This is a genomic window from Sorangiineae bacterium MSr11954, assembly GCA_037157815.1.
Lineage (GTDB): Bacteria > Myxococcota_A > Polyangia > Polyangiales > Polyangiaceae > Pendulispora > Pendulispora albinea.
On sequence record CP089984.1, the window covers coordinates 9,931,562 to 9,951,814 of the forward strand.

The 20,253-nt window shown below is 65.9% G+C and carries 16 protein-coding genes and 1 pseudogene; 5 read left to right on the forward strand and 12 right to left on the reverse strand.

The window, feature by feature from the left end:
* Positions 1-71: 71 nt before the first annotated feature.
* Complete coding sequence (locus tag LZC94_38750; protein ID WXB13763.1) at positions 72-944, reverse strand: tetratricopeptide repeat protein; 873 nt, start codon at positions 942-944, stop codon at positions 72-74.
* Positions 907-1,623: an OmpA family protein gene (locus LZC94_38755; protein ID WXB13764.1), complete on the reverse strand. Its 717-nt coding sequence runs from the start codon at positions 1,621-1,623 to the stop codon at positions 907-909. Before LZC94_38755 ends, LZC94_38750 begins: the two co-directional genes overlap by 38 nt.
* A 229-nt stretch (positions 1,624-1,852) precedes the next feature.
* Between LZC94_38755 and LZC94_38760 the strand changes: the two genes are divergently transcribed.
* Positions 1,853-3,274, forward strand: a complete 1,422-nt coding sequence (locus tag LZC94_38760) for an MATE family efflux transporter (GenBank protein ID WXB13765.1) — start codon at positions 1,853-1,855, stop codon at positions 3,272-3,274.
* 25 nt (positions 3,275-3,299) lie between these two features.
* On the opposite strand, the gene LZC94_38765 is transcribed toward LZC94_38760, so the two are convergent.
* A complete protein-coding gene (locus LZC94_38765; GenBank protein ID WXB13766.1) occupies positions 3,300-4,172 on the reverse strand; it encodes a hypothetical protein in 873 nt (290 codons plus the stop codon).
* 87 nt (positions 4,173-4,259) lie between these two features.
* A complete protein-coding gene (locus LZC94_38770) occupies positions 4,260-5,852 on the reverse strand; it encodes a TRAP transporter large permease (GenBank protein ID WXB20302.1) in 1,593 nt (530 codons plus the stop codon).
* A gap of 41 nt (positions 5,853-5,893) precedes the next feature.
* Here LZC94_38770 and LZC94_38775 point away from each other — a divergent pair.
* Positions 5,894-5,989: pseudogene (locus LZC94_38775) on the forward strand (polymer-forming cytoskeletal protein).
* A 24-nt stretch (positions 5,990-6,013) separates the two neighbouring features.
* Here the strand turns inward: LZC94_38775 and LZC94_38780 are convergent.
* From LZC94_38780 to LZC94_38795, 4 genes are all read right to left on the reverse strand, one after another.
* Positions 6,014-7,354 (reverse strand): TRAP transporter small permease, encoded by a 1,341-nt coding sequence (locus LZC94_38780; protein WXB13767.1) that lies wholly within the window; start codon positions 7,352-7,354, stop codon positions 6,014-6,016.
* Between the two features lie 100 nt (positions 7,355-7,454).
* A complete protein-coding gene (dctP, locus tag LZC94_38785) occupies positions 7,455-8,486 on the reverse strand; it encodes a TRAP transporter substrate-binding protein DctP (protein WXB13768.1) in 1,032 nt (343 codons plus the stop codon).
* Positions 8,487-8,600: 114 nt separating this feature from the next.
* Complete coding sequence (locus LZC94_38790) at positions 8,601-9,608, reverse strand: TRAP transporter TatT component family protein (protein ID WXB13769.1); 1,008 nt, start codon at positions 9,606-9,608, stop codon at positions 8,601-8,603.
* 31 nt (positions 9,609-9,639) lie between these two features.
* Positions 9,640-10,977, reverse strand: a complete 1,338-nt coding sequence (locus LZC94_38795) for a HEAT repeat domain-containing protein (GenBank protein WXB13770.1) — start codon at positions 10,975-10,977, stop codon at positions 9,640-9,642.
* A gap of 81 nt (positions 10,978-11,058) precedes the next feature.
* On the opposite strand from LZC94_38795, the gene LZC94_38800 reads away from it, so the two are divergent.
* The gene (locus LZC94_38800) at positions 11,059-12,027 is read left to right on the forward strand and encodes a hypothetical protein (GenBank protein ID WXB20303.1); all 969 of its coding nucleotides are present in this window, start codon (positions 11,059-11,061) and stop codon (positions 12,025-12,027) included.
* On the opposite strand, the gene LZC94_38805 is transcribed toward LZC94_38800, so the two are convergent.
* Both LZC94_38805 and LZC94_38810 read right to left on the reverse strand, forming a co-directional pair.
* Positions 11,984-13,282 carry an ABC transporter ATP-binding protein/permease gene (locus LZC94_38805; GenBank protein ID WXB13771.1) on the reverse strand — a complete coding sequence of 433 codons (1,299 nt, stop codon included), beginning with the start codon at positions 13,280-13,282 and terminating at the stop codon, positions 11,984-11,986. The genes LZC94_38800 and LZC94_38805 overlap by 44 nt on opposite strands.
* Before the next feature lie 1,019 nt (positions 13,283-14,301).
* Entirely contained in the window at positions 14,302-14,550 is a 249-nt protein-coding gene (locus tag LZC94_38810; GenBank protein ID WXB13772.1) for a hypothetical protein, read from the reverse strand.
* A 200-nt stretch (positions 14,551-14,750) separates the two neighbouring features.
* Between LZC94_38810 and LZC94_38815 the strand changes: the two genes are divergently transcribed.
* A complete protein-coding gene (locus tag LZC94_38815) occupies positions 14,751-16,304 on the forward strand; it encodes a sigma-70 family RNA polymerase sigma factor (GenBank protein ID WXB13773.1) in 1,554 nt (517 codons plus the stop codon).
* A gap of 230 nt (positions 16,305-16,534) precedes the next feature.
* Here LZC94_38815 and dacB read toward each other — a convergent pair whose 3' ends face one another.
* Positions 16,535-18,061, reverse strand: coding sequence for a D-alanyl-D-alanine carboxypeptidase/D-alanyl-D-alanine-endopeptidase (gene dacB, locus LZC94_38820; GenBank protein WXB13774.1), 1,527 nt, complete (start codon positions 18,059-18,061; stop codon positions 16,535-16,537).
* On the opposite strand from dacB, the gene LZC94_38825 reads away from it, so the two are divergent.
* Entirely contained in the window at positions 18,056-19,576 is a 1,521-nt protein-coding gene (locus LZC94_38825; GenBank protein WXB13775.1) for an ABC transporter substrate-binding protein, read from the forward strand. The genes dacB and LZC94_38825 overlap by 6 nt on opposite strands.
* 12 nt (positions 19,577-19,588) lie before the next feature.
* On the opposite strand, the gene LZC94_38830 is transcribed toward LZC94_38825, so the two are convergent.
* On the reverse strand, positions 19,589-20,230 hold the full coding sequence (locus LZC94_38830; protein ID WXB13776.1) for a Uma2 family endonuclease: 642 nt from the start codon (positions 20,228-20,230) through the stop codon (positions 19,589-19,591).
* Positions 20,231-20,253: the final 23 nt, after the last annotated feature.

Consider the following 20,253-nt stretch of genomic DNA (forward strand, 5'->3'; position numbering starts at 1 on the left):
AGCGCCGTCGATTCGGCCAAGTTTTCGGCGCCCCGCGGCCATGGGGTCCCGCGGGTGTGGCCGGCGCCGGACTACTGCGGCGCGCAGAGCCCCGCGGGCTTCTGCGCGATGCGCGCCAGCTGCTGCTTGGCGTCGATCCCGATCTTCTGCTTGGGGTAACGGTTCACGCACGACTGGAACGCGAGCTTCGCGTCCTCGCAGTCGTGGAGCGTGAGGTACGCCTGCCCCATCGCGTACAGCGTTTTATCGAGCACGTTCGACTTCGGGTTGAGCTTCAACACGCGATTGAACTCGCCCAACGCGGTCGCCGGCCGGCCCTCTTGCAGATCGGCGTCGCCCATCAAATAGAGGACATCGTCCGTCTTGTCGTCCGTGGGGTAGCGCGACACATACTCCCGCCCGAGGGTTCGGGTGAGCCCCCAGTCTTTCTGCGCATACGCCGCCTCGGTCGCCGCATGGTGCTGCGCCTTGTCGGCCGGGATGGTCACGGGCGGGGGCTTGGTGGGCTGCACTTCCTGGGCGCGCTTGAGCTCGTCCAACCGCGCATTCACCTCGTCGCGCACGGAGCCGACCTCCTTGCGCAAATCCTCCACGGCACGCGTGCGCTCGTCGAGCTGCCCCGCCAAGGTGTTCACCCGATTGCGCTGCGCGACGATGTCCTCCCCCTTGTCGGCGTACGCCCGGGTGGCATTGTCCAAGCGCTCGCGGGTGGCATCGAGATCGGCGCGCAAGGTGGCCATCTCCTGTTTCTGCTGCTCGATGGTCTTGTTGAGCGCATCGACCCGCGCCACCTCCGCGTCGTAATCCTTCTGACGCACGAACACGCCGCAGCCTGCGGTCAGGAGAACGACCGCCGCCACCCCCGTCCAAAGAACGGGGGTGAGCAAAGGGCGACGCTTGGTGCGCTCAGCGAATTTCGATGTCGACGCGACGGTCATTCTCATATCCCGCCTCGTCGGTGCCGACGGCGTCGAGCTTTCCACGCGACGACGTGGCAATGCGATCGGTCCCGACTCCAGCGGCGGAGAGGAAGCTCTTGATCACCTCGGCGCGCTCGGCGCCAAGGCTCATGTTGAACTCGTACTCGCCGCGGTTGTCACAATGACCCGTGAGCAGCACGCGCGAGCTCTTGAGCGTACCGGTGGTGAGGCAGCCCACCAGGCGTTGGAGGGTTTGCTTGCTGGCCTCGCGCAGGGTGGACTGCTCGAAGTCGAACTTGGGCGCGGGGAACTCGCTGCACCCGGGACCACCTTGGGGCGGCTTCACGCAGTGGCCATTTTCGCAACGCGAACCCTGCGGGCAGGGCTTGTCGTCGCTGCACTCGCGGACCTCGGAGGCAACCTTATCGCCGCAGCGATTTTTTACGCACGGCGCACCGCCGGGGCATGCCGTTTTCTCGTCGCAGTAGCCGACGACGGCGACGCACTGGCCGGATTCGCACTTCTGACCGGTGGAGCACGCTTTGTCATCGCGACAGTCGACGCATTTTCCATTGAGGCAGACACCCTTGTGCCCCTCGGCGTTGCAATGGTCATCGTTTTCGCAGTTGGGCCATTTGGGACCGGCGCACCCGACGAAGACGCAGACGACCACCAGCGAAGTCCACGCGAACATACGGAACATCGCAGAACGCGGTGTGCGCATCTTCTCGTGGGTGGATTGCGAGCGGGAAAGAGTCATACCTTGGGGGGTTAGCCCCGCCCCGCCCTGCTTGTCAACCTTACATCACCCCGGACGCCGCACATGATGGCGACGGCCCGAGGCCGTCCGGCAACGATCTCGGGACTATCTCGAGTAAGCGGAGCCGAATTCCGCGACTCGTGCCCGAGCGTGCTAAGAGCACCGGCGCAGCATGGCGACCGCCCCGATTTCGCAAGTCACGACCACCACGATCGACTTCGACGCGAATCGCTACAAGACGATCTTGTGGCTCGCGATGCCCACCGTCTTCGCGATGCTCTCCCAGAGCTTCGTCAACGAGATCGACGTCTTTTTCTTCGCGCACCTGCCGCACCCCGAGAGCTCCAACGGCCAAGCGGCGCTGTTTCCATCGCTCATCATCGTGTGGCTCTTTGGAGGCTCCCTGAGCGCGCTCAGCGTGGGAACGCAGGCCCTCGCCGCCCGCCGCTTCGCCGAGGGCGATCACCGCGGCGCGGGCGCCGTGCTCACCAACGCCACGTTCTTCTGCGTGGCCATGGGCGCGATTTTTACCGTCGCCGGCTACCTGGCCATCCCGCACATCCTTGGTTTTATGCTGAAAAATCAAGGAGTTCTAACGACCGCGACCGCGTATGCGCGCTGGCGGTTGCTCGGGGTCATCTCGATGGCGACCACCATGGCCGTCAAGTCGTTCTTCGACGGCATCGGCCGAACGTACGTTCACTTGGTGGCGGCGCTCGTCATGAACGTGTTCAACGTTCTTTTCTGCTGGATGTTCATCTTTGGCAAGCTCGGAGCCCCGCGCATGGGCGCCCCGGGCGCGGGGCTCGGCGCCTTCTTGGCGACGTGGATCGGGCTGTTCATCATGCTCTGGTTCACCCGCCAAATCCGAAACGATTTCAAGCCTTTCCACCGCTCGGATCTCTCGGCCAAGCTGAATTGGGACATCCTCAAGCTGTCCATCCCGGCCGCGCTGGCGAACATCATCATGATGGGCGGCTTCGCGCTCTTCTCGAAGGTGGTGGGCAAGCTCGATGAAACCGACGCCGGCGCCGCGGGCGCCATCACCGAAGCCGTCAACGGGGCAGCCACCACCGACATCGTGGCGATCCTGAAGCTGACCTTCACGGCCTGCATCGCGTTCGGCACCGCGACCGCCACCCTCGTCGGGCAATCCCTCGGCGCCCGCCGTCCCGACGACGCGTCGGCCTTTGGCTGGGCGAGCGTTCGTCTAGGGCTGGTCCTCTTCGGCCTCATCGGCCTCTGCGAGGGCGCCCTCTTCACGCCGCAGCTGCTCCACTTCCTCAGCCACTCCCCCGCCGTGCGCGAGGCGGCCATGCTCCCCATGCGGATGATGGGCATCATGACCCCGATCATCGCGGTGGCGATGATCCTGAGCGAAGCCCTCTTCGGCGCGGGCAACCCCAAATTCGTGGCCGTCGCTCAGTTCCTGCTCGTCTTCTTCTGCCTCCTACCCGTCTCCTACGTGCTCGGCATCGTTCTGCACCTGGGCCTCCTCGGCATCTGGATGGCCGCCTGCATCTACGCGGGCCTCGCAGCCGTCGTGATGACGCTCAAGTTCCGCGCGGGGGCGTGGAAGAAGATTCGGCTGTAGCTTCGCGAGCGCGCTCGTACGCAGACTACATCGACGCGCCGAACCACTTGCCCAGCGCGGCGCGATCCAGCTCGAGTATGGCGTCCTCGATGTAGGACCACCCAAACTGGTCCAAGCGTTCTCGTAAGGTGGCGAGTTCTTCCTCGGCCAGAGCGCGGCCAAGCTTCTTCGCAAACAACCGAGCTAACTCATCCAATCGGATCGCGTGCTCGTCCCCACTCGCGTCGATTCGTGCGCTCTCCACGTCACGCTTGCGCATCTCGTTGAACAGCTTCATCACATCCATCGCGACCTCACGTTCAATGGAAGTCTGGTCCTCGGGATCCATGGGCGTCAACCGGAATACGGTCAGGGCGGGCAGCGCCACCTCCCGTTCCCAAGCGTCCACAGGCAAAACGCGCAAGTCCGCGATGGCGTGCCGCAGGACATCGCCTGCGCCCATCAGACGGACCAACAGCGTCTCGCGCGTTCGAGGTAGCTCGCGAACCACGATCAACTGCAATCCCAGCGCCGGGGCCGCCGTGTAGCAGCCCGTTGGCCACCCCACCAACGCTCGAAGCTCGTACCCAGACAGTACGGCCTCCGGGCGACCCGTCGACACGACCCACAAGAGCGGAAACGACGGTTGCACCGTCTGCTCGCGCCGCGATTCCCGGCGTTGCCGCGCATGCAGTGCCAGTTGCTTCTGAAGGCAGTCGCGAATCGCCGCCACGCCCGGCGTGTCGTGGTAGGGCTCGAAAAGACACGGCACATCGGCCATCGCACCGAGCAGCCCCGCCTGGGCGCGAAGCGCCGAGCGCGAAGGATCCGGCTCGATCCACGCATCGATGGCCTGCACCTCCGCCGCGACCTCCACCTCCGTCTGCACGGCACACGACGGCGACAGCGCCGTCTGCACCAGCTCCTTCGCAAATTGATCGTAAAGATTGCGCATCACCCCACCCATGGGCCGGCGCCACGCGGCCCTCTCGTCTCCAGCTACCCGTCAGCCCCCGTCCGTTCCTCCCTGCATCTGCCGCAACAACTCTTCCTCGTTGATCTCCCCGCTCCCCGCCCCCTCCGCCGACGACGGAGGCGCCGCAGGTGCAGCCCCACTGCCACCATCACCGCCACCGCCCATCATCTGCCGAAGCAGCTCCGCATCCTCCGCATCTTCTCCGGCTTCGGCCGTAGGAGCCGGCGCCTGCGCCTCGGGCGTCGTTGCAACGGGCGCAGCGACCTGCCCGCCGGGCCACTTCCGGCGCTCTTCCTCGGTGCAAGGCAGCGGGTTCGTGCGGTCCTCTTGCACGCACTCCAAGAGCCACGCTTCGCGCGGCGGCGAGTTCACGCGGGCGGCGGTTTCGCGGGCGGCGCGGATGTCGCCGCGGATGGTGACGTCGCTGAGGACGGGGATGTAGCTCACCATCACGAGCGCCAGCGCCAGGATGCCGGCGAACGGCAGCACGATTTTGTACAGATCGACCACCGGTCGATTGAATCGAAAGCTCGAGATGAATAGATTGAGCCCGAGCGGCGGGCAGCAATAGGCGATCTCCAGATTGAGGAGAAAGATCATCGCCATGTGGAACGGCCCCAAGGTGAAGCGCGCCGCGAAGGGCAAAATCAGCGGAACGGCCACCAGGATGGCGCTGAAGCCGTCCATCAGCATGCCCAGCACCAACAAGAACACGTTCAGCACGATCAGGAACTGCCACGTCTGCGTCAGCCCCAAATGCACCATGAACTCGAGCACCTGATTCGGAATGTGCTCTTGAATCACGTAATTGATCAGCGCATTGGCCATCGCCAAAATCAAAATCACCGCCCCGGCCAGCGCCATCGATGATTTCGCGATCCGCGGAAGGTCCTTCTTCAGCGAAAGGTCCTTGTAGATGTAAACTTCGATCCCGAGCGTGTACAGCGCGGCTAGCCCCGCGCTCTCGTCGAGCGACGTGAGGCCGGTCGCCAGACCACCCAGGATGATCACCGGGATGAGGAGCTCCCATTTGAGCAGCCAAAGCGCCGCGAGCATCTCGCGCCCGTCCAGCTTCGAGAGCTTCACCTTTTCGCGAAGACCCACGTAGGCCGCGTAGACGCCCAGCATGATCATCACGAGCACGCCGGGCAAAAGCCCCGCTTTGAACGTCTTGTTGAAGTCGATGCCCGCCACCAGCGAGTACACCAAGATCGGCAGCGACGGCGGCAACAAGAGCCCCAAGGAGCCGCCGGTGGTCACCAGCCCCAGCGCGAAGGCGTCCGAATAGCCTTGCTTGCGCAGCGCCGGGTACAGGAGCCCGCCGATGGCCACGATGGTCACACCGCTGCCGCCCGTCAATGTCGTGAAGAACGCGCTGGCGACGATGCACACGATGGCCAGACCGCCGGGCATCCACCCGAAGAACGCGCTCGACGCGCGAACGATGCGGTCCGGGGTCTTCGACTCGGCCATCACGTAGCCGACGAAGGTGAAGAGCGGGATCGTCACCAAGATCGGCGAGCCCGCGAAGCGCTCGTCGAGCACCGTGGGTGCGATGTAGCGGAGGTGATGGTAGGCCGCGTCGCGGTGCAGGAGCCACGCGATCTCGCTCGCGCCGCCCATGATGGCGAACAGCGGTGTGCCGAGGAGGGCGAGCGCCACCACCAACGCGGCCACCACTCCGCCCGCCCATCCCACCACCAGGACGAACGCCGCCACCAGCGAGAGACCGACCTTCGCCCCCGTCGCGGCCTTGGGCTGCATCTGCGGGCTCACCTGCGCGCTCATGACGACAGCTCCTTACCCGCGCTCGCGCTGGCAGGAGCCAAACCGTGCTTCTCGAGCTGCACGCCCTCGACCTCTTCCTCCCCGTGCGCGGCGTCGGGATCGACCCGCACATGACCGCTCAGCGCCAAGAGCGCGCGCAAAATGAAGCGCAGCCCGATCATCGCCAGACCGAATGGGAAAATGAAGTTGATGTCCTTCACCAAAAGATCCTGCGCGCTGTCGGCCGCGCCCGGAATGCCGATGATGGGCGCCCGCGTCCCCTCGGTCATGCGCATCGCGTCGACCGCCTCGGGTGGATAATGCTCTTTCCACGAGGAGCCCGCGAGCCACGTATTCCACTCCTCCGCGCCGAGGTACGCGTTGTAGCTCGTCCCGCCCAGCACCTTGGGGAGGCTCTTGACGTCGAGCGTGATCTGCCGACCCAAGAGGAAGAAGTCGTGGCCGATCTCATGCTCCACGTGCGCGATCCGCTCGCCCGCGGGCACCTCGCAGTCTTTGTGCGGATCGCTTTCGCACGGCTTGTCGACCGGAGCGTGGAAGTCGACGATGGCGATGTTGTCGAAGAACCCCCACACGCCCGCGAAGCACATGAGCGCGGCCGCGAGCCACCCCAGAACGGCGACCGGCACCCGCAGCTTGGGGGTGAGAAAGCGCATCACCACATCGACATTGATGTGCTTTCCTTGCGCCGTCGCCAAGGATGCGCCGAGCAGCGCGAGCCACAACGTCAAGCGGGTCGCCACCCCGCGCAAGCCCCCGATGAGGGTCAAGGTGGACGCCGATTGCATCCAATTGAGCAGATTCGAACAGTAGCCCGCGCCCCAGTTGGCCCAGGCGCGCGAGAGCACCAACCCTGCGACCACCGCGGCCGTGGTGCCAATCGAATAGCGGCGCTGCGCGGCGGTGTCCGAGTCGCTTTTGGGCTTCAGCGCTTTGTGGGCGATGGTCCCCAGCACCACCGCCCCCACCAGAGCGCGCAGCACCAGACCGGATTTGTCTTCGCCGCCCGCGTATCCGGCGGCCATTCCCTTCAGGAAGATCCAGATACAGAGCGCCACGATCTCACTGACGAGCACCCACGCGCAGAGCCGCGACTCGAATCGCGTCCACACCTTGTCGAGCTTCGCCAGCGGAGCGCCCCAGCCCTGGCGAGATACCGCCGGTGGCGGTGCGGGGTGAGCCACATTTGCGGGAACGAGTTCGGCCGAATCGCTCGCGATGGCTCCGTCGCCGAGGTGCGCGCGGGCGCCGCCGTGGCGAGGCGCATCGCCTTCGGACGGGGTCTCGGATTTCTCCTCGGGCAGCGCCCCATCTCTCTTTTCGTTCTTCTCGTCCATCGAACGAAGCGTAACGGCTTATCGCGTTCGAGAACACAAAACGAAAGAGCCCCACACCAGATGGCATAGGGCTCTTTCGACGGCCGGAGACCTTGTGGGATTATTTGCCCGCCGCTTCGACCTGCGCCATGAGGCTCGCGTCGAAGGGATTGCCTTTCAACTTGTTCTTGGTCTCGTTCGCCAGCTTGTTCCACTCGGCCTTTTCGGCTTCCGTGGGCGAATAGGGCGTCATGCGCGGGGGGACCGGAGGATTGGCCTTCGGATTGCCCACGGCGAGCCGCTCGTATGCGGCCTTGTCGGCCGCGCGGATGCTGTTGGTAAGCGCCTTGCCGGTGATGGCGCCGGTCTCTTGCAATGCGGTTTGAACGTCGGCCGGCAGCGATTTGACCTTGGCCGAGGAGAAGACGAGCGCACCAATGGCATAGCTCGACGTGAGCGTATTGATGTGGGTCAATTGCGGTGACCACTGGAGCTGCTCGGCTGCAAGCGAGGGGCTGATGACGACGTTGACGGCTCCAGACGTCAAATTGCCGGTGACCTCTGGAATTTGCACCGCGCGCGGGGTGACCTCACCAATTAAGGAGAAGAGCGTGGGGACGATGGGGTCGCCCTGGAAGTAACAGGTTCCGCGCTTCTTCAGATCGGCCGGCACACGAACGGGGAAGCCCTTCGACATGATGTGCACGACCCCGACGTCGCCCTCGCCCAGGTTCTTGAAGCCGGCCTTCTCGAACTCGGCGTCGATGGTGGGCTTGAGTTTGGTGCGCGCCGCGTCCAGCTTCTCCCACGAGGAGAAGAGCCCGGGGACCTGCAAGATCAACACTTGCTTGTAAATCTGCCCGAGGCCGATGGCGGTGACCGCGGCCCCATCGAGCTGCCCGGTCCGAATTTTTCCGACCATTGCAGCCTCGTCGCCTTGGGTGCCGTTGAAGAAGAACTGGATCTCGGCCGCACCGCCGGTGCGCTCCTTGAACCCCTTCTGCCAAACGGTAAAGACCTTGCCCCACGGGGACTCTTTGGGGGCCAAAGTCCCAATTTTGAGGGTTACTTCCGCTCGCGCCGTCGTCGTTGCCCCCAGGGCACACGTCACGACGGTGATGACCGCGAGCATTACGACCAATCTTCGAAGCATCCACTACCTCCTTCGGGTCGGCACGTTTCCTATGGACGGGGACCACGGCCCTTCCATTCATACACGCCCGCGCGCACGCCGCCGAGGAAGAGAGCGCAACGCAGGCAAACGACCTTAGGTCTTGGACGGAGGATTCGCCTTCGGGGCGGCCGGCGTCGACATATCGAAGCCACAATCCGTCATATGCGCCTTGCCCAGGTATCGCTTGGCGCGGCGTTTCGCCACGGTGTTGGCCAATCGCTGTCCCGGATCCGGATCCTCCGCCGTCAGAACCTCGTTCAGGAGCTTTTCATACAGTGGACGGTCGCCTTTGAGGCAGGCGTAACGCGACGCGTAATTGAGCTGGACCACCAGTGATTTGCGCTGCGTTTTGGCCAGCACGTCCTCGAACATGGTCTTGGACTGATCGAGCTCGGCGACGGCCGAGCGCGCGTGGTACGAGGCAATGGCCGTCTCTGCGCCATGGTGCATGACGTTGGGGTCGAGTTTGCGGCTTCGATCGAGCAGCGCCACGGCCACGAAGAGATCGGCGACCACGGCCGGATCGTCTTTGGCGATGTTGGTGCGGCCGAGCCACCCGTAGCCGAGCCAAAACAGGATTTCGGCGTCTTCCTTGGAGCTGAAGCTTTTATCGAGCCAGGAGCGGAGGGCGGCGTCGTTCTTCTTGGCGTCGTCGAAGCCGCTCTCCCTCTCCTTGAGGAGCTCCACCCCATAAAAGATGGCGCGCTCGTAGGCCATGCGGGTGCGCTTCTTGTGGTACTCGGCCAAATCGTCGTCGCCGGCATCACTGGCGGCTTCGTAGTCGTCTTCGGGGAAGGCGAAGGCATAGCCGACCCAGCCCTTCAAAAGGAGAAAGAGCGCGTCCTCGTTGCTGGGGGCGAGGACGTGCATCCCTTCGAATTGGACCAAACCGGCCGACGCCGCGCTCTTCGCCAGTTCGTAATCGCCAATCGTGTTGAAGGCGTCCGACGCCTCACGGGTCGCCGAAATCTGGGTCTTGGTCGCGATCGCCCGGAAGCAGCCGGTACCAAAAACACCGCTGACGATCGAGAGCACGGCCAACGGCGCGAGCTTTTGGACGAGCGCGCGCGCGCACCCCGCAGAAGTTCGAATCGAGCTCATGTGCAAGGCATACGAGGCACTTCGTAGTTCGTCAACGAATAGACGACTTGAGGCGAGAGGCCATGATCAGCGTACACGCGGCCCGGGTGCGCACCTCGGGATCGGCATCGGCGAGGAGCGGTGCCCCTCGCGCTGCGCGGCCCAAGGCCCCGAGGGCCGCCGCCGCCGATAGGCGCATCGATGGATCCGGCGACTGCAAATCGCGCTCGATCCACGCCTGAACGCGCACGTGCCCGACCATCGCCAGCGCCGAGCGGGCGCGTCCGCCCAGCCGCTGGCGTTGGACGTCGACCGGTGCGCCGTCTTGCGCGGGCAGCGCGCGGAGCTCGAGGGCTTTGATGGCGACCTCGCGGTCGGGGGCGCTCTCCAGCAATCGTGCGTTTGCCGCTATCTCCATTTCGGGATCATCGCCTTTGGCCGATTGGCGAAACGCATCCAGGATATCCGGTTCGGAGGTGGGCGCCATGGCCATCGCGTGAAGTCGATCGCGGCGGGAGCCCTTGGCGATGGTGCGCGCCAGAAGCGCGACCGACGAAGCGCGGATCGGCGGCTCCACGTCTTTGCGTCGGGCGGCTGCGGCCGCCGCCTCCAGGGCACCGGGACCGTGCTCGGCGGCAACCAAGAGACGCAACGGCGCCGCGCCGCCATGCGAATAGACGTTCGGCAGGCTCCAAGCGACCGCGATTTCCTCGCGCACCCCATCGTCCCCGTTGGTCCAGAGATCGCGCAGCTTGGCGACCACCTTTTCGCCGCCGATCCGAGCGAGGGCGCGCACGGCCTCCGAGCGCACGATGCCCTGCGGATCGACGCGGGCCGCGGTCGCGAGCTGCTCCACCTCGCGATCGACGTTGGCGATGTCGCCGTCCGATGCCGCCTCGGCGGAGGCCTGCATGGCCGAGCGGCGCACGCGCGGGCTGCCGTCGAGCATGGCGGCGATCCTTGCGTCTGCATCTTTTTTCCGCGTGAGCCCGCGCACGCCGACGGCGCGCCATGCGTCGCTCGCGTCCGAGGTGAACGAGCGCATGCCGCCGGCGCCGAGCTCCCCCGCGTCGATTCGGGACAGCGCGGCCTCGGCCCCGGCGTCGTCGTGCACGTCCATGCGCGAAGAGAGGACCCCGTCGAGCTCCCGGGCGCAGCCGCTCACGTCGTGGACCCGGGCCACCGCTTGGCTCGGCGGCGCCGAGGCGATCTCCCGCTTGGCCACCCTGCGCGCCAGATCGGTCGCGTCGGCGTTGGAGAGCTTTCCCGCCCGATGCGCCTCGGCAATTCGGGCCCGCAGCGCCGCCCAATCGCCGCGATCGGCCGCCCGCATCGCGGGAGACGCTCCGCAGCCGGTCAGCCCGAGCAGCATCAGCGCGCCTGCCCACATCGCTCTACTCGTCTTTCTCGCGTCTCGGTCGCTCATCTTTTCTTTTTTTATCCGCGCCATGCTAACGGCGAGGGCGCTTTGGTGCACGTCATCGTCAACCGGCTCGCGCGGCACCTTCGCTCCTCCGAGTCCGACCTTTATCGCACGCTCACCCGCCCGCGTGCTCGGGCCGGTGCGCCTTTCACCATCCACGAAACCCGCTCATTCGACGAGCTCGACCGCGTTGTCCGCGTCATCGCGCAAAACACGCGGAACGAGCAAGGCGGTACGACCTGCGTGGTCCTGGCCGGGGGCGATGGCTCGTACATGTCCGGGATCAGCGCCTTGGAGCGGGCGTTCGGCGATCGCCCCCTGCCGCGCATCGCCCTGGCGCCTGGGGGCACGGTGGCCACGGTGGCCCGAAACTGGGGACTGCGCGGCCCCACCGAGCCCTACGCGGCGCGCTTGCTCGACGCGATCGCGGCCGGATCCGTGGACACCACACAGCGCCCCACCCTTCGCGTGCGCGATGAGCGAGGCGGCGACCGAATTGGCTTCATCTTCGGCACCGGGCTCGTTTCCCGCTTCTTCGACGAGTACTACGCCTCGCCGCACCAAGGCTACGCGGGGGCCGCCCGCATCGTGGCGCGCATCTTTGCGGGCTCGCTCGCGGGTGGAAAGCTCGCGCGAAAGGTGCTCTCGCCCGTCCCGTGCACCCTCACGGTCGATGGGGAGCCGCAGAAGGCGACCGCGTACAGCCTGGTCGTGGCCAGCGTGGTGCGCAATTTGGGGCTGTCGATGCGCGTCCTCTACCGCGCCGGCGACGATCCTTCGCGCGTTCACCTGGTCGCGAGCCCCTTGGGCGCCGGGCAGCTCGGGCCGCAGATGCCGCTGGTGCTCGCGGGCAAGCCCCTGCGGGGCCGCGATCACGTCGATACGTTGGCCGGCTCGTTTCGCGTGACCTTCACCGGAGACCACGACGCTTACGTGCTCGACGGCGATATGCTGCGCGGGCGCTGGGTCGAGGTCACGGCGGGGCCGTCGCTGAATCTGCTGACCGCGCGCGCGTAGCCCGCGCCGCCGAGGTGCCCGCGCGCTCCAGGCGAACGACGATGTCGGCGATCGCCAGCGGCTCGGTGCGGTGGGTCACCAGGATGACCGTGCGCTGCCCCCGCAGGCCGGAGATGGCCTCGAGCACGCGCCGCTGCGAGCCCGTATCGAGCCCGCTGGTCGGTTCGTCCAAAAGAAGCACCGGCATTTGGGTGGCCATGGCCCGCGCCAGCGCGATCCACTGACGCTCGCCGCCCGAAACGGGACGCTCCCCCGGACCAAGCCGCTGCGATCCGAGCTGCGCCATCAGGTGTCCCGCGCCCAGCGCATCGAGGCTGGCGCCGGCCGGATCGGCGTCGGGTGCGACGCGGACATTTGCCTCGAGGGTGTCGAGAAGCAACGGCGAGTCCTGCGGTACCCACGCAAAGGGCCGCGCTCCGGGTCCGATCGGGGCGTCTTCCAACCCTTGCGCACCGTACCGCACCCGTCCATGCCGCCCGCGCTCGAGGCCGAGCAGGGTGCGCAAGAACGTGGTCTTGCCGACGCCGGTGCGTCCGATCACGACGACGATCTGCCCAGCCTCGGCCCGAAACGAAATGGGCCCTGCCTCGCCCCGTCCGAGCACGAGCGATTCGACGTCGAGCGCCTCGTTGGTCCATCCGCGCCGCGCGCGCTCCGGAGCCGACGGTGGCGCATCGATTCCGCCCATCGCCCGCAGCGCATCCACCGCCGTGCGCGCCCGAGCAAACGCAAGACGCGCCTCGGTGAGCTCGCGCAGCGGTCGATATGCGAGGAAAAATGCGATGGCGAACGGCAACAAGGTCGCGCCGCCCGCGCCCCCGCCGAGCCAGCCGGCGCGCGCCGCAAAGAGCGCGAGCACCAACGCCAGCGCACCCAGCACCTCGTTGGCGCCGGAGAGGGTGGCGGCCGAGGCCTCCATCCGCGCCGCATGCTGGGCCATGATGCGGCCGAGCCGCGCGATATGCGCATGAACCCGCGGCCCCGCGCCGTATGTCGCCCAGAGATCGGCGTGGCGCACGGCTTCGTCTGCCGCCTCGAGCAGCGCCTCGCCTTGGGCAGCGCGCACGGCCAGACCGCGTTTGTACCTTTTGCGCACGTGGCCCAAGAGCGCGCCAAACGGCACGAAAACCAGGGCCGAAGCGAGGGCCAGCCGCGGCGAGAGCACGACCAAAACCACGGCCAATGGGACGAGCTGTGCCACCGCGCGCAGACCACCGAGCACGCCCACCTCGAGCCCGCGTTCGAGCTCGTGCACGCGCTCCGTCAGGGCCGCGACATGTTGAGCCCATGGACTACTGCTCCCCACAGAACCCTGGCCGGCCTTATCTTCAACGCCATGATCGCGCTGTCCTACCGACCGTAACCGATGGTCACTCAGCCACGCATCGAGCACGCGCTGCCGCACCCAAACGCCGACCTCACCGGCCAGCCGTGCCTGTAGATACACGGACCATGTTTGGCCGGCGACCTTGAGCAACATCGCACCGAGTCCGACCACAGCCACCACGACAGCCGGATCAGACGGCAACAACGCGACGCCTGGCGCACCCAGCGTGACAATTTGCCGTCCACTGGATCCCCCAACCTCCGGGAAATTTCCCCCACTTGGGGTGAGGAGGGCCCGTGCCAAAACCCCGGCCATCAGCGCAACGCTGGCATGGCCGGCGGCGTGCACGAGTGAAGCGATGACAAAAAGACAGAGCTGCCCCGGACGCCTGAAAAGGACGAGCGCCATACGGCCATAGAATGAAGAAGGGGCAGTCACGACGGGGTGACTCTCGCTTATCGCAACAGCCGACACTATTCCTAGTGGGAGCCCTACGAGTGACACCTTTCCGCGGGCGGAGGCGAGACCAATCGCTGACGTGCACGTAGACCACGACAGCCGCACAAACGGGTCTTACGTTCCTGCCATCGTCCCTTTAACCGTGATGCCCAAGAAGACGCACGCCGCCAGATCCGAAACCCGCTCGGAGCGTGAAAAAAATCACGCGACGGATGCACCCAAGATCCTGGTCCCCCGTAGATCCGTCGGGCCAAGGACCGTTGGGGCCGGGTCCGACGAGAGGGCTCCGACATCCCGGGCGTCCCGAGCAGAGTCCAAAGGAACAAAATTTGCAACTACTATGACTGGGACAGCGACCGAGAATCTACCTACCGAGAATCTATCTGGAGCGGGACGGCGCTCATCCGCCTCACCTGCTCCATCTGTTCCGGCTGCATCTGTTCCCGATCCGTCCGTTCCCGTTCCGTCTGTTCCGTCCTCGGCTCGATCTAGCCCATCGGCGCCGTCTTCGTCTTCTTCTCTGTCTCGTTCTTCTGGAGCTTCTCGAGCTTTGCCTGCGGCTTCTCGAGCGTCCCGTTCGACCCAATCAATTTCTCAGGTTTCTCAGGCTTCTGGAGCTTCAACCCCGGCGGATAGCGCACCGGACCGCCGTTCTCGTGATTCCCGTAAGTTTCGTGACCCTCGTGAACCACAGATTGCCGCGTCAGCCAAGCAAAAATCGAAATCGGCATCCGCATCGGTACGACAGCGGCATGCTTCGCGTTCCTCGCAGGTTCTGACTCCCAGCACGTCACTTGTCAAAGACTCTCGTTCGAATCTGCAGCATCCGTTCAGGTCTGGCGTCAGCAAAAACGCCTCGTCTTCTTCGCATCCCGGCGTCGCCAAGGGCGAGCCAGAGATCCTCAACCCCGCCGTTTTTCGCAGCAAGGAAGCGAGCATGAGCAAAAGCAGCCGCGCCGCCGCAGTTGCCACCACCGAAGAGTCGCCCCCGAGCTCCAGCCCCGAGCCGTATGGCCGAGCTGCAAGCAAGGATCGTTCGACGGTCCGTAGTGTGCCACCTCCTGGCTACGGGGGTGGTGACTACGAAGCGGACGAGAACGACACCGCCGCGGAGAGCCCGGTCAACGGCGCCAACCTCGATGTCGTCGGCGAAGAAGAGTTCGAGGCCGACGCGGAGGCCGTCGTCGCCGAAATCGACTCCATGGATCCGGTCATCAAGCCGCGCACGCCGAAGGACTTCGAAGACGGCGGCGGCGACTCGATGCTGGCCCGCTATTTCCGCGAGATGGCCACCCATCATGTGATGGGCCCGGAAGAAGAGCTCGCGACGGCCGTCGAGGTCGAGGAGGCCGAGGTCGATCACTGGGTTGCGATTTTCTCGTACGTTCCGGCGGCCGAGTACACGCTCGACTCGCTCGAGAAAGATCTGCCCACGGCCGAGGACGAGAAGCTCGATCTTCCGCAGATTGCGGAGCTCCGTAAGCTCATCAAAACGTTCAAGAAACAGCGAAACAAGCTCACGCGGGAGCAAGAGCGCAAGTGGACCGGGTTCACCACCGCGCTGGGCCGCGCCATCCGTCTACCCGACAGCGACCGCCTCTGGATTGCGCACGCGGAGGACGTGGGGCGCAAGCTCGGCATCGAGCCCGATCCGGACGATGACAGCATGCTCGGCGCTCCTGCGGAGGCGGAGCCCGAATCGAGCGTGCAGCTGCGTGCGCCCGTCTTGCCGCTCACCGCGCAATACAAGCGTTACTGTGACCGGATGACGCACGCCGCCCTTCACAGCAAGGCGGTGAAGAACAAGTTCGTCAAAGCCAACCTACGCCTGGTGGTGTCGATCGCGCGCCGCTACAACCGGGGGCGGCTGCCGCTGATCGACCTCATTCAAGAGGGAAACATCGGGCTGATGAAGGCGGTCGAGCGCTTCGATCACACGCGCGGCTACCGCTTCTCGACCTACGCGTCGTGGTGGATCCGTCACGCCATCAGCCGCGCCCTGGCTGACAAGGGCCGCGCCGTGCGCATCCCGGTGCACATGCTCGACACGCACAACCGAGTCGCCCGCGCCACACAAGCGGTCATTGCGCGAACGGGGCGGGATCCCACGTTGGCCGAGCTCGAAAAAGAGACGGGCATTCCGCAGGAGAAGCTCGACAAGGTGAAGGGCTCGTGGGCCGAAACGCCCTTCTCCCTCGATCGCCCGGTGGGCGACGAGGACGGGCGCAAGTTCATCGATTTTCTACAGGACGAGAACCTGCTCTCTCCTTACGAGAGCCTGGTCTCTCAAAAATGGGGCGAGGAAGTGCGGCGCTTGCTCGGCACCCTCACGCCCATCGAGTCGCGCATCATCCGGTGGCGCTTTGGTCTGGACGACGAAGACGAGCTGACCCTCAAGGAAATCGGCGACAAGTACAATCTGTCACGCGAGCGCATTCGTCAGCTGCAGGAGCAGGCCCTCGGCAAGATCCGCAAGCACATGCGGGATTGATCCCGCTCCTCACTGAGCCTCCAAGGGAAGAAAACGTCGAGCTCACTCGCCCATTGGCGGCGAAGTAGGATCTCGACCAGCTTGTCGGAGGCCGTACGGGCGACGTCGGCTTTGCCGGCGAAAAATTACGTCGAGCTCACTCGCCCCATTGGCGGCGAAGTAGGATCTCGACCAGCTTGTCGGAGGCGGAGCGGGCGACGTCGGCTTTGCCGGCGAAAATTACGTCGAGCTCACTCGCCCCATTGGCGGCGGAGTAGGATCTCGACCAGCTTGTCGGAAGCGGAGCGGGCGACGTCGGCTTTGCCGGCGACTTGGTTGAAGAGGATGGAGAAGGCCAACGGCGAGCGGCCGGGAGGGCCGAGCACATAGCCCGATAGGGCTATCGCATCTTGAAGGGTCCCGGTCTTTGCGCGAATGGCGCCGTGATGGCGCGTCGCGCGAAAGCGCTTGTGCAAGGTGCCGTCGACGCCGCCCACCGCGAACTGGGCGAGAAACTCGGGCTGCACGGTGGGATCGCGCCACATGGCGCGTAGAAAGAGGACGAGGCTGGTGGCCGTGGTGCGGTTGGCGTCGAAGAGGCCCGAGCCGTTCTTGATGGCAACCCCGGTGTCGCCGGCGCCAATCTTGTTGATCCAGCGGCCGACCAGATCGGCGGCGTCCGCGCTCTTGCCGGGGCGGCCTTTGACCTCGGTGGCCAATGTCTTGAAAACCATCTCCGCGTAAAAATTGTCGCTCTGTTTGCCGAGGGATGAGAGGAGCTGCGCGAGCGGCTCGGACTCGTGGCGCGCCAAGAGGTTGCCCTTGGTCGACGTTCCCACTTTGACCTCGCCCGCGACCTTGATGCCGACCTTGTCGAAGACCGAACGAAGCGCATAGCCCGCCAAGAGCGACGGATCTTCCACCCGGCGCGTGTAGCGCACCACCCGCGCGTCGCTCCCCACCGAGCCGGAGACCTTGGCCGCGAGGCGTTTGCCGTTTCCCGAGAGCGCGAGGATGACCGTGTCGCGCCCTTCGCCGGTGGCGACCGTGCCGTCGACGTCGACGAAACCGGGGGGATCGAAGGTGACGAGCGCCGGGGAGCCGGCTTGGGTCGGACGAACGGAGAGGGTGACGGTGTTCTCGTTGACCGCCACCGCGCTGATGGGCGCGCGAAAGGCGGACCACTCGTTGGGCTGCTGCTCGAACGCCGGCGGCGTGGTCTGATCGTCCCAGAGGTGCTGATCGACCAGCAAATCGCCCGAGACCCGGCGCACGCCTTGCGCGTGCAGCTCCTCGGCCAAGGCGAACAAGTCGGCGGTGGTGAGCGAAGGATCGCCGTGACCGCGGAGCACCAGCGGACCTTGGACTTCGCCGTCCTTGGCGGTGCCGAAGAGGGCCGTTTCGTAGCGGTGCTCCGCGCCGAGCATCGCCAGCGCGGCGCCGGCCGTGTACACCTTGGCGTTGGACGCCGGATTGAGCGCACCGTGCTCGTTCGAGGTGGCAAGATAGTGCCCCGTGTCGCAATCGAGAATGGCCACCCCAATCTGCGCGTCCTTGAACTTGGCGTCGCCGGCCATGGCTCGAACGGCCGCCTCCAGCTCGGGGACGTGGTCATGAACGGGCCCCGGCGCGATCGCGGGCCGCGCAGCGGGTGCGGGGGGTGGTTCCACCGCGGCGCCGCCAGCACCGGCGGTCTGCGGGACGGCATCGCGGGCCAAGAACAGGCCGGCCAGCGCGATGGGCAGAACGGCGGCCATGGCCGAGAGACGGGAGTGCATGCACTCGCTTTTATCGTGATGATGGCCGCCGCGGCGAGCGGCCTTTGCTGCCAGCGCAGCGGCAACGCGTCGGCGGCCCCCGAACGCGACAAATCCGCTGGCCCCGAGGCGGAGCGCCCGATCGAGCTCATCGTCTCCAACGACGCCGACACCCTCGATCCGCGCTACGCCGTCGACCTCGTGGGCCTGCGCACGACCCGCCTCCTTCACGCGGGCTTGATGCGGCTCGATCCCGACACCTTGGCGCCGATCCCCTACCTCGCCGAAGGTGTGGAGTGGCTCGGGGAGCGCGCCGTGAGGGTCACGTTGAAGCGCGATCTGCGCTTTCACTCGGGCGCGCCGCTCACATCGCGCGACGTGGTCGCCACCTTGCGCGCATTTGGTTCTCCGGCGGTGGGCGCGCGCCATGCCCGTGCGGTGGAGGCCATCGCCGAGGCGCGCGAAGACGGCGACGGCGCGGTGCTCATCACCTTGAAGCGCCCGCACGGCACCTTGCTGACGGATCTCGAGCTCCCCATTTTGCGCGCCGACGAGGCGAGCTCGCCCCCGCGGCCCGACGGCCAGCTCGATGGGCTCGGACCGTATGCCGTCGCCGAGCGCGCGCGGGGCGCGATCACCTTGGAGCCGCGCGCGAGCGTCCTCGGGCGCGCGGCGCATCGGGTGGTCATCCGCGCGGTACACGACGAAAATGCGCGCGCGCTGCGGTTGACGGCGGGGCGCTCGGACATCGCGCTCAATGTGCTCGCCCACGGCATTCTGCCGGCCCTCGCGCGCGAGCCTGGGCTCACCGTGACCTCGCGCGCCGGCGCCAACTTGACGTACTTGCTCGCGCGCGTCGATCGGGGTCCGCTCGCCAAGGTGGAGGTGCGCCGTGCGCTGGCGCAGGCCATCGATCGCGAGACCATCGCGCGCACCTTGCTCGGGGGCTACGCCAAGCCGGCGAACACGCTCATCCCACCGATGCACTGGGCGCACCACGAGCTCCCGCCGCTCCCGTACGCGCCGGTGGATGCGCGCGCGGTGCTCGCCGGCGCGGGGCTTCATGTGTCGTTGCTGACGTCGACGGATCGAAGCCGCTTCACCTTGGGTCGCTTCGTCGCGCAGCAATGGGCGGACGCGGGGGCCTTTGCCGATGTGCAGCCCTTGGAGCTGGGGACCTTGATCGCGCGCTTGAACGCGGGCGATTTCGACCTCGCCATTCTGCAGATCCCGGAGCTGGCCGAGCCCAATGTGCTGCGCGTCTTTCTGCACGGGGGATCCATTCCGCCCGCGGGCTCGAACCGCGGGAGGGTGCGCGATCCCGAGGTCGATGCGCTGCTCGATGAAGGCCAGCGGCTCACGGATCGCGATGCGCGGCGCGCCGTGTACGCGAAGCTGGAGGTGCGGCTGCGCGAGCGGCTCTATGTGGTGCCGCTCTGGCACGAGGATCAAATCGCCGTCGTCGGGACCCGGGCGCAGGCGTTCGCGCCGAGCGCCGAGGGGCGGTGGCTCTCGCTCGCGGCCCTACCGCCGTGAGGGCGCGCTCCTCTAGAGGTTCGTGATCTCGAATCGATAGGTCCAATGACCAATGCGATTTTTGCTGCGCAGAAGAACGAACTGACGCCCTAGGACGAGGCTCGGTTGCGGCACATCGGCGGGCGCGGACGACACGTACCGTCCGCCTTCGAGGCGCAGGATCTCGAATTGAATCGCCTTTTTTCGCGCGTCGATGATCCAGTACTCGGAGATTCCGGCGCGCGCATACTTCTGGTGCAGCTCGCGTCGATCCTTTTTGACCGAGGATTTGCTCACGACTTCGACGACCAAATCGGGAACCCCAATCAACTCCACGGAATCATCCGGCGCGCCTTCTCGAGGAAGCTTGCGCAGCTTGCCGCTCTCCAACGTCTTCCACGTGGCGAAGCACATATCCGGCTCGGTCGAGATGCCCGCTTCCTCGTTCGTCAGAAGCGCGCCATCCGCGTAGGCCTCGCCCAAGCTCTCGTCGTCCGCGATGGTCACCAGGACCGCCGTCAGCTTCTGTTTCACCTTGAGATGGGTTTCGAGTGATTCTGGGCTCATCTCGAAGAAGACCTCCCCGTCGATGAAGCTCGCCTTCACCCCCTCGGGAAAATCATCCGACAGGACCCAAGCCCGAAACCCGTCGAGCGTGAACGCCGACTTCGGCATGAAGATCCCCGCCCCCTCGATAC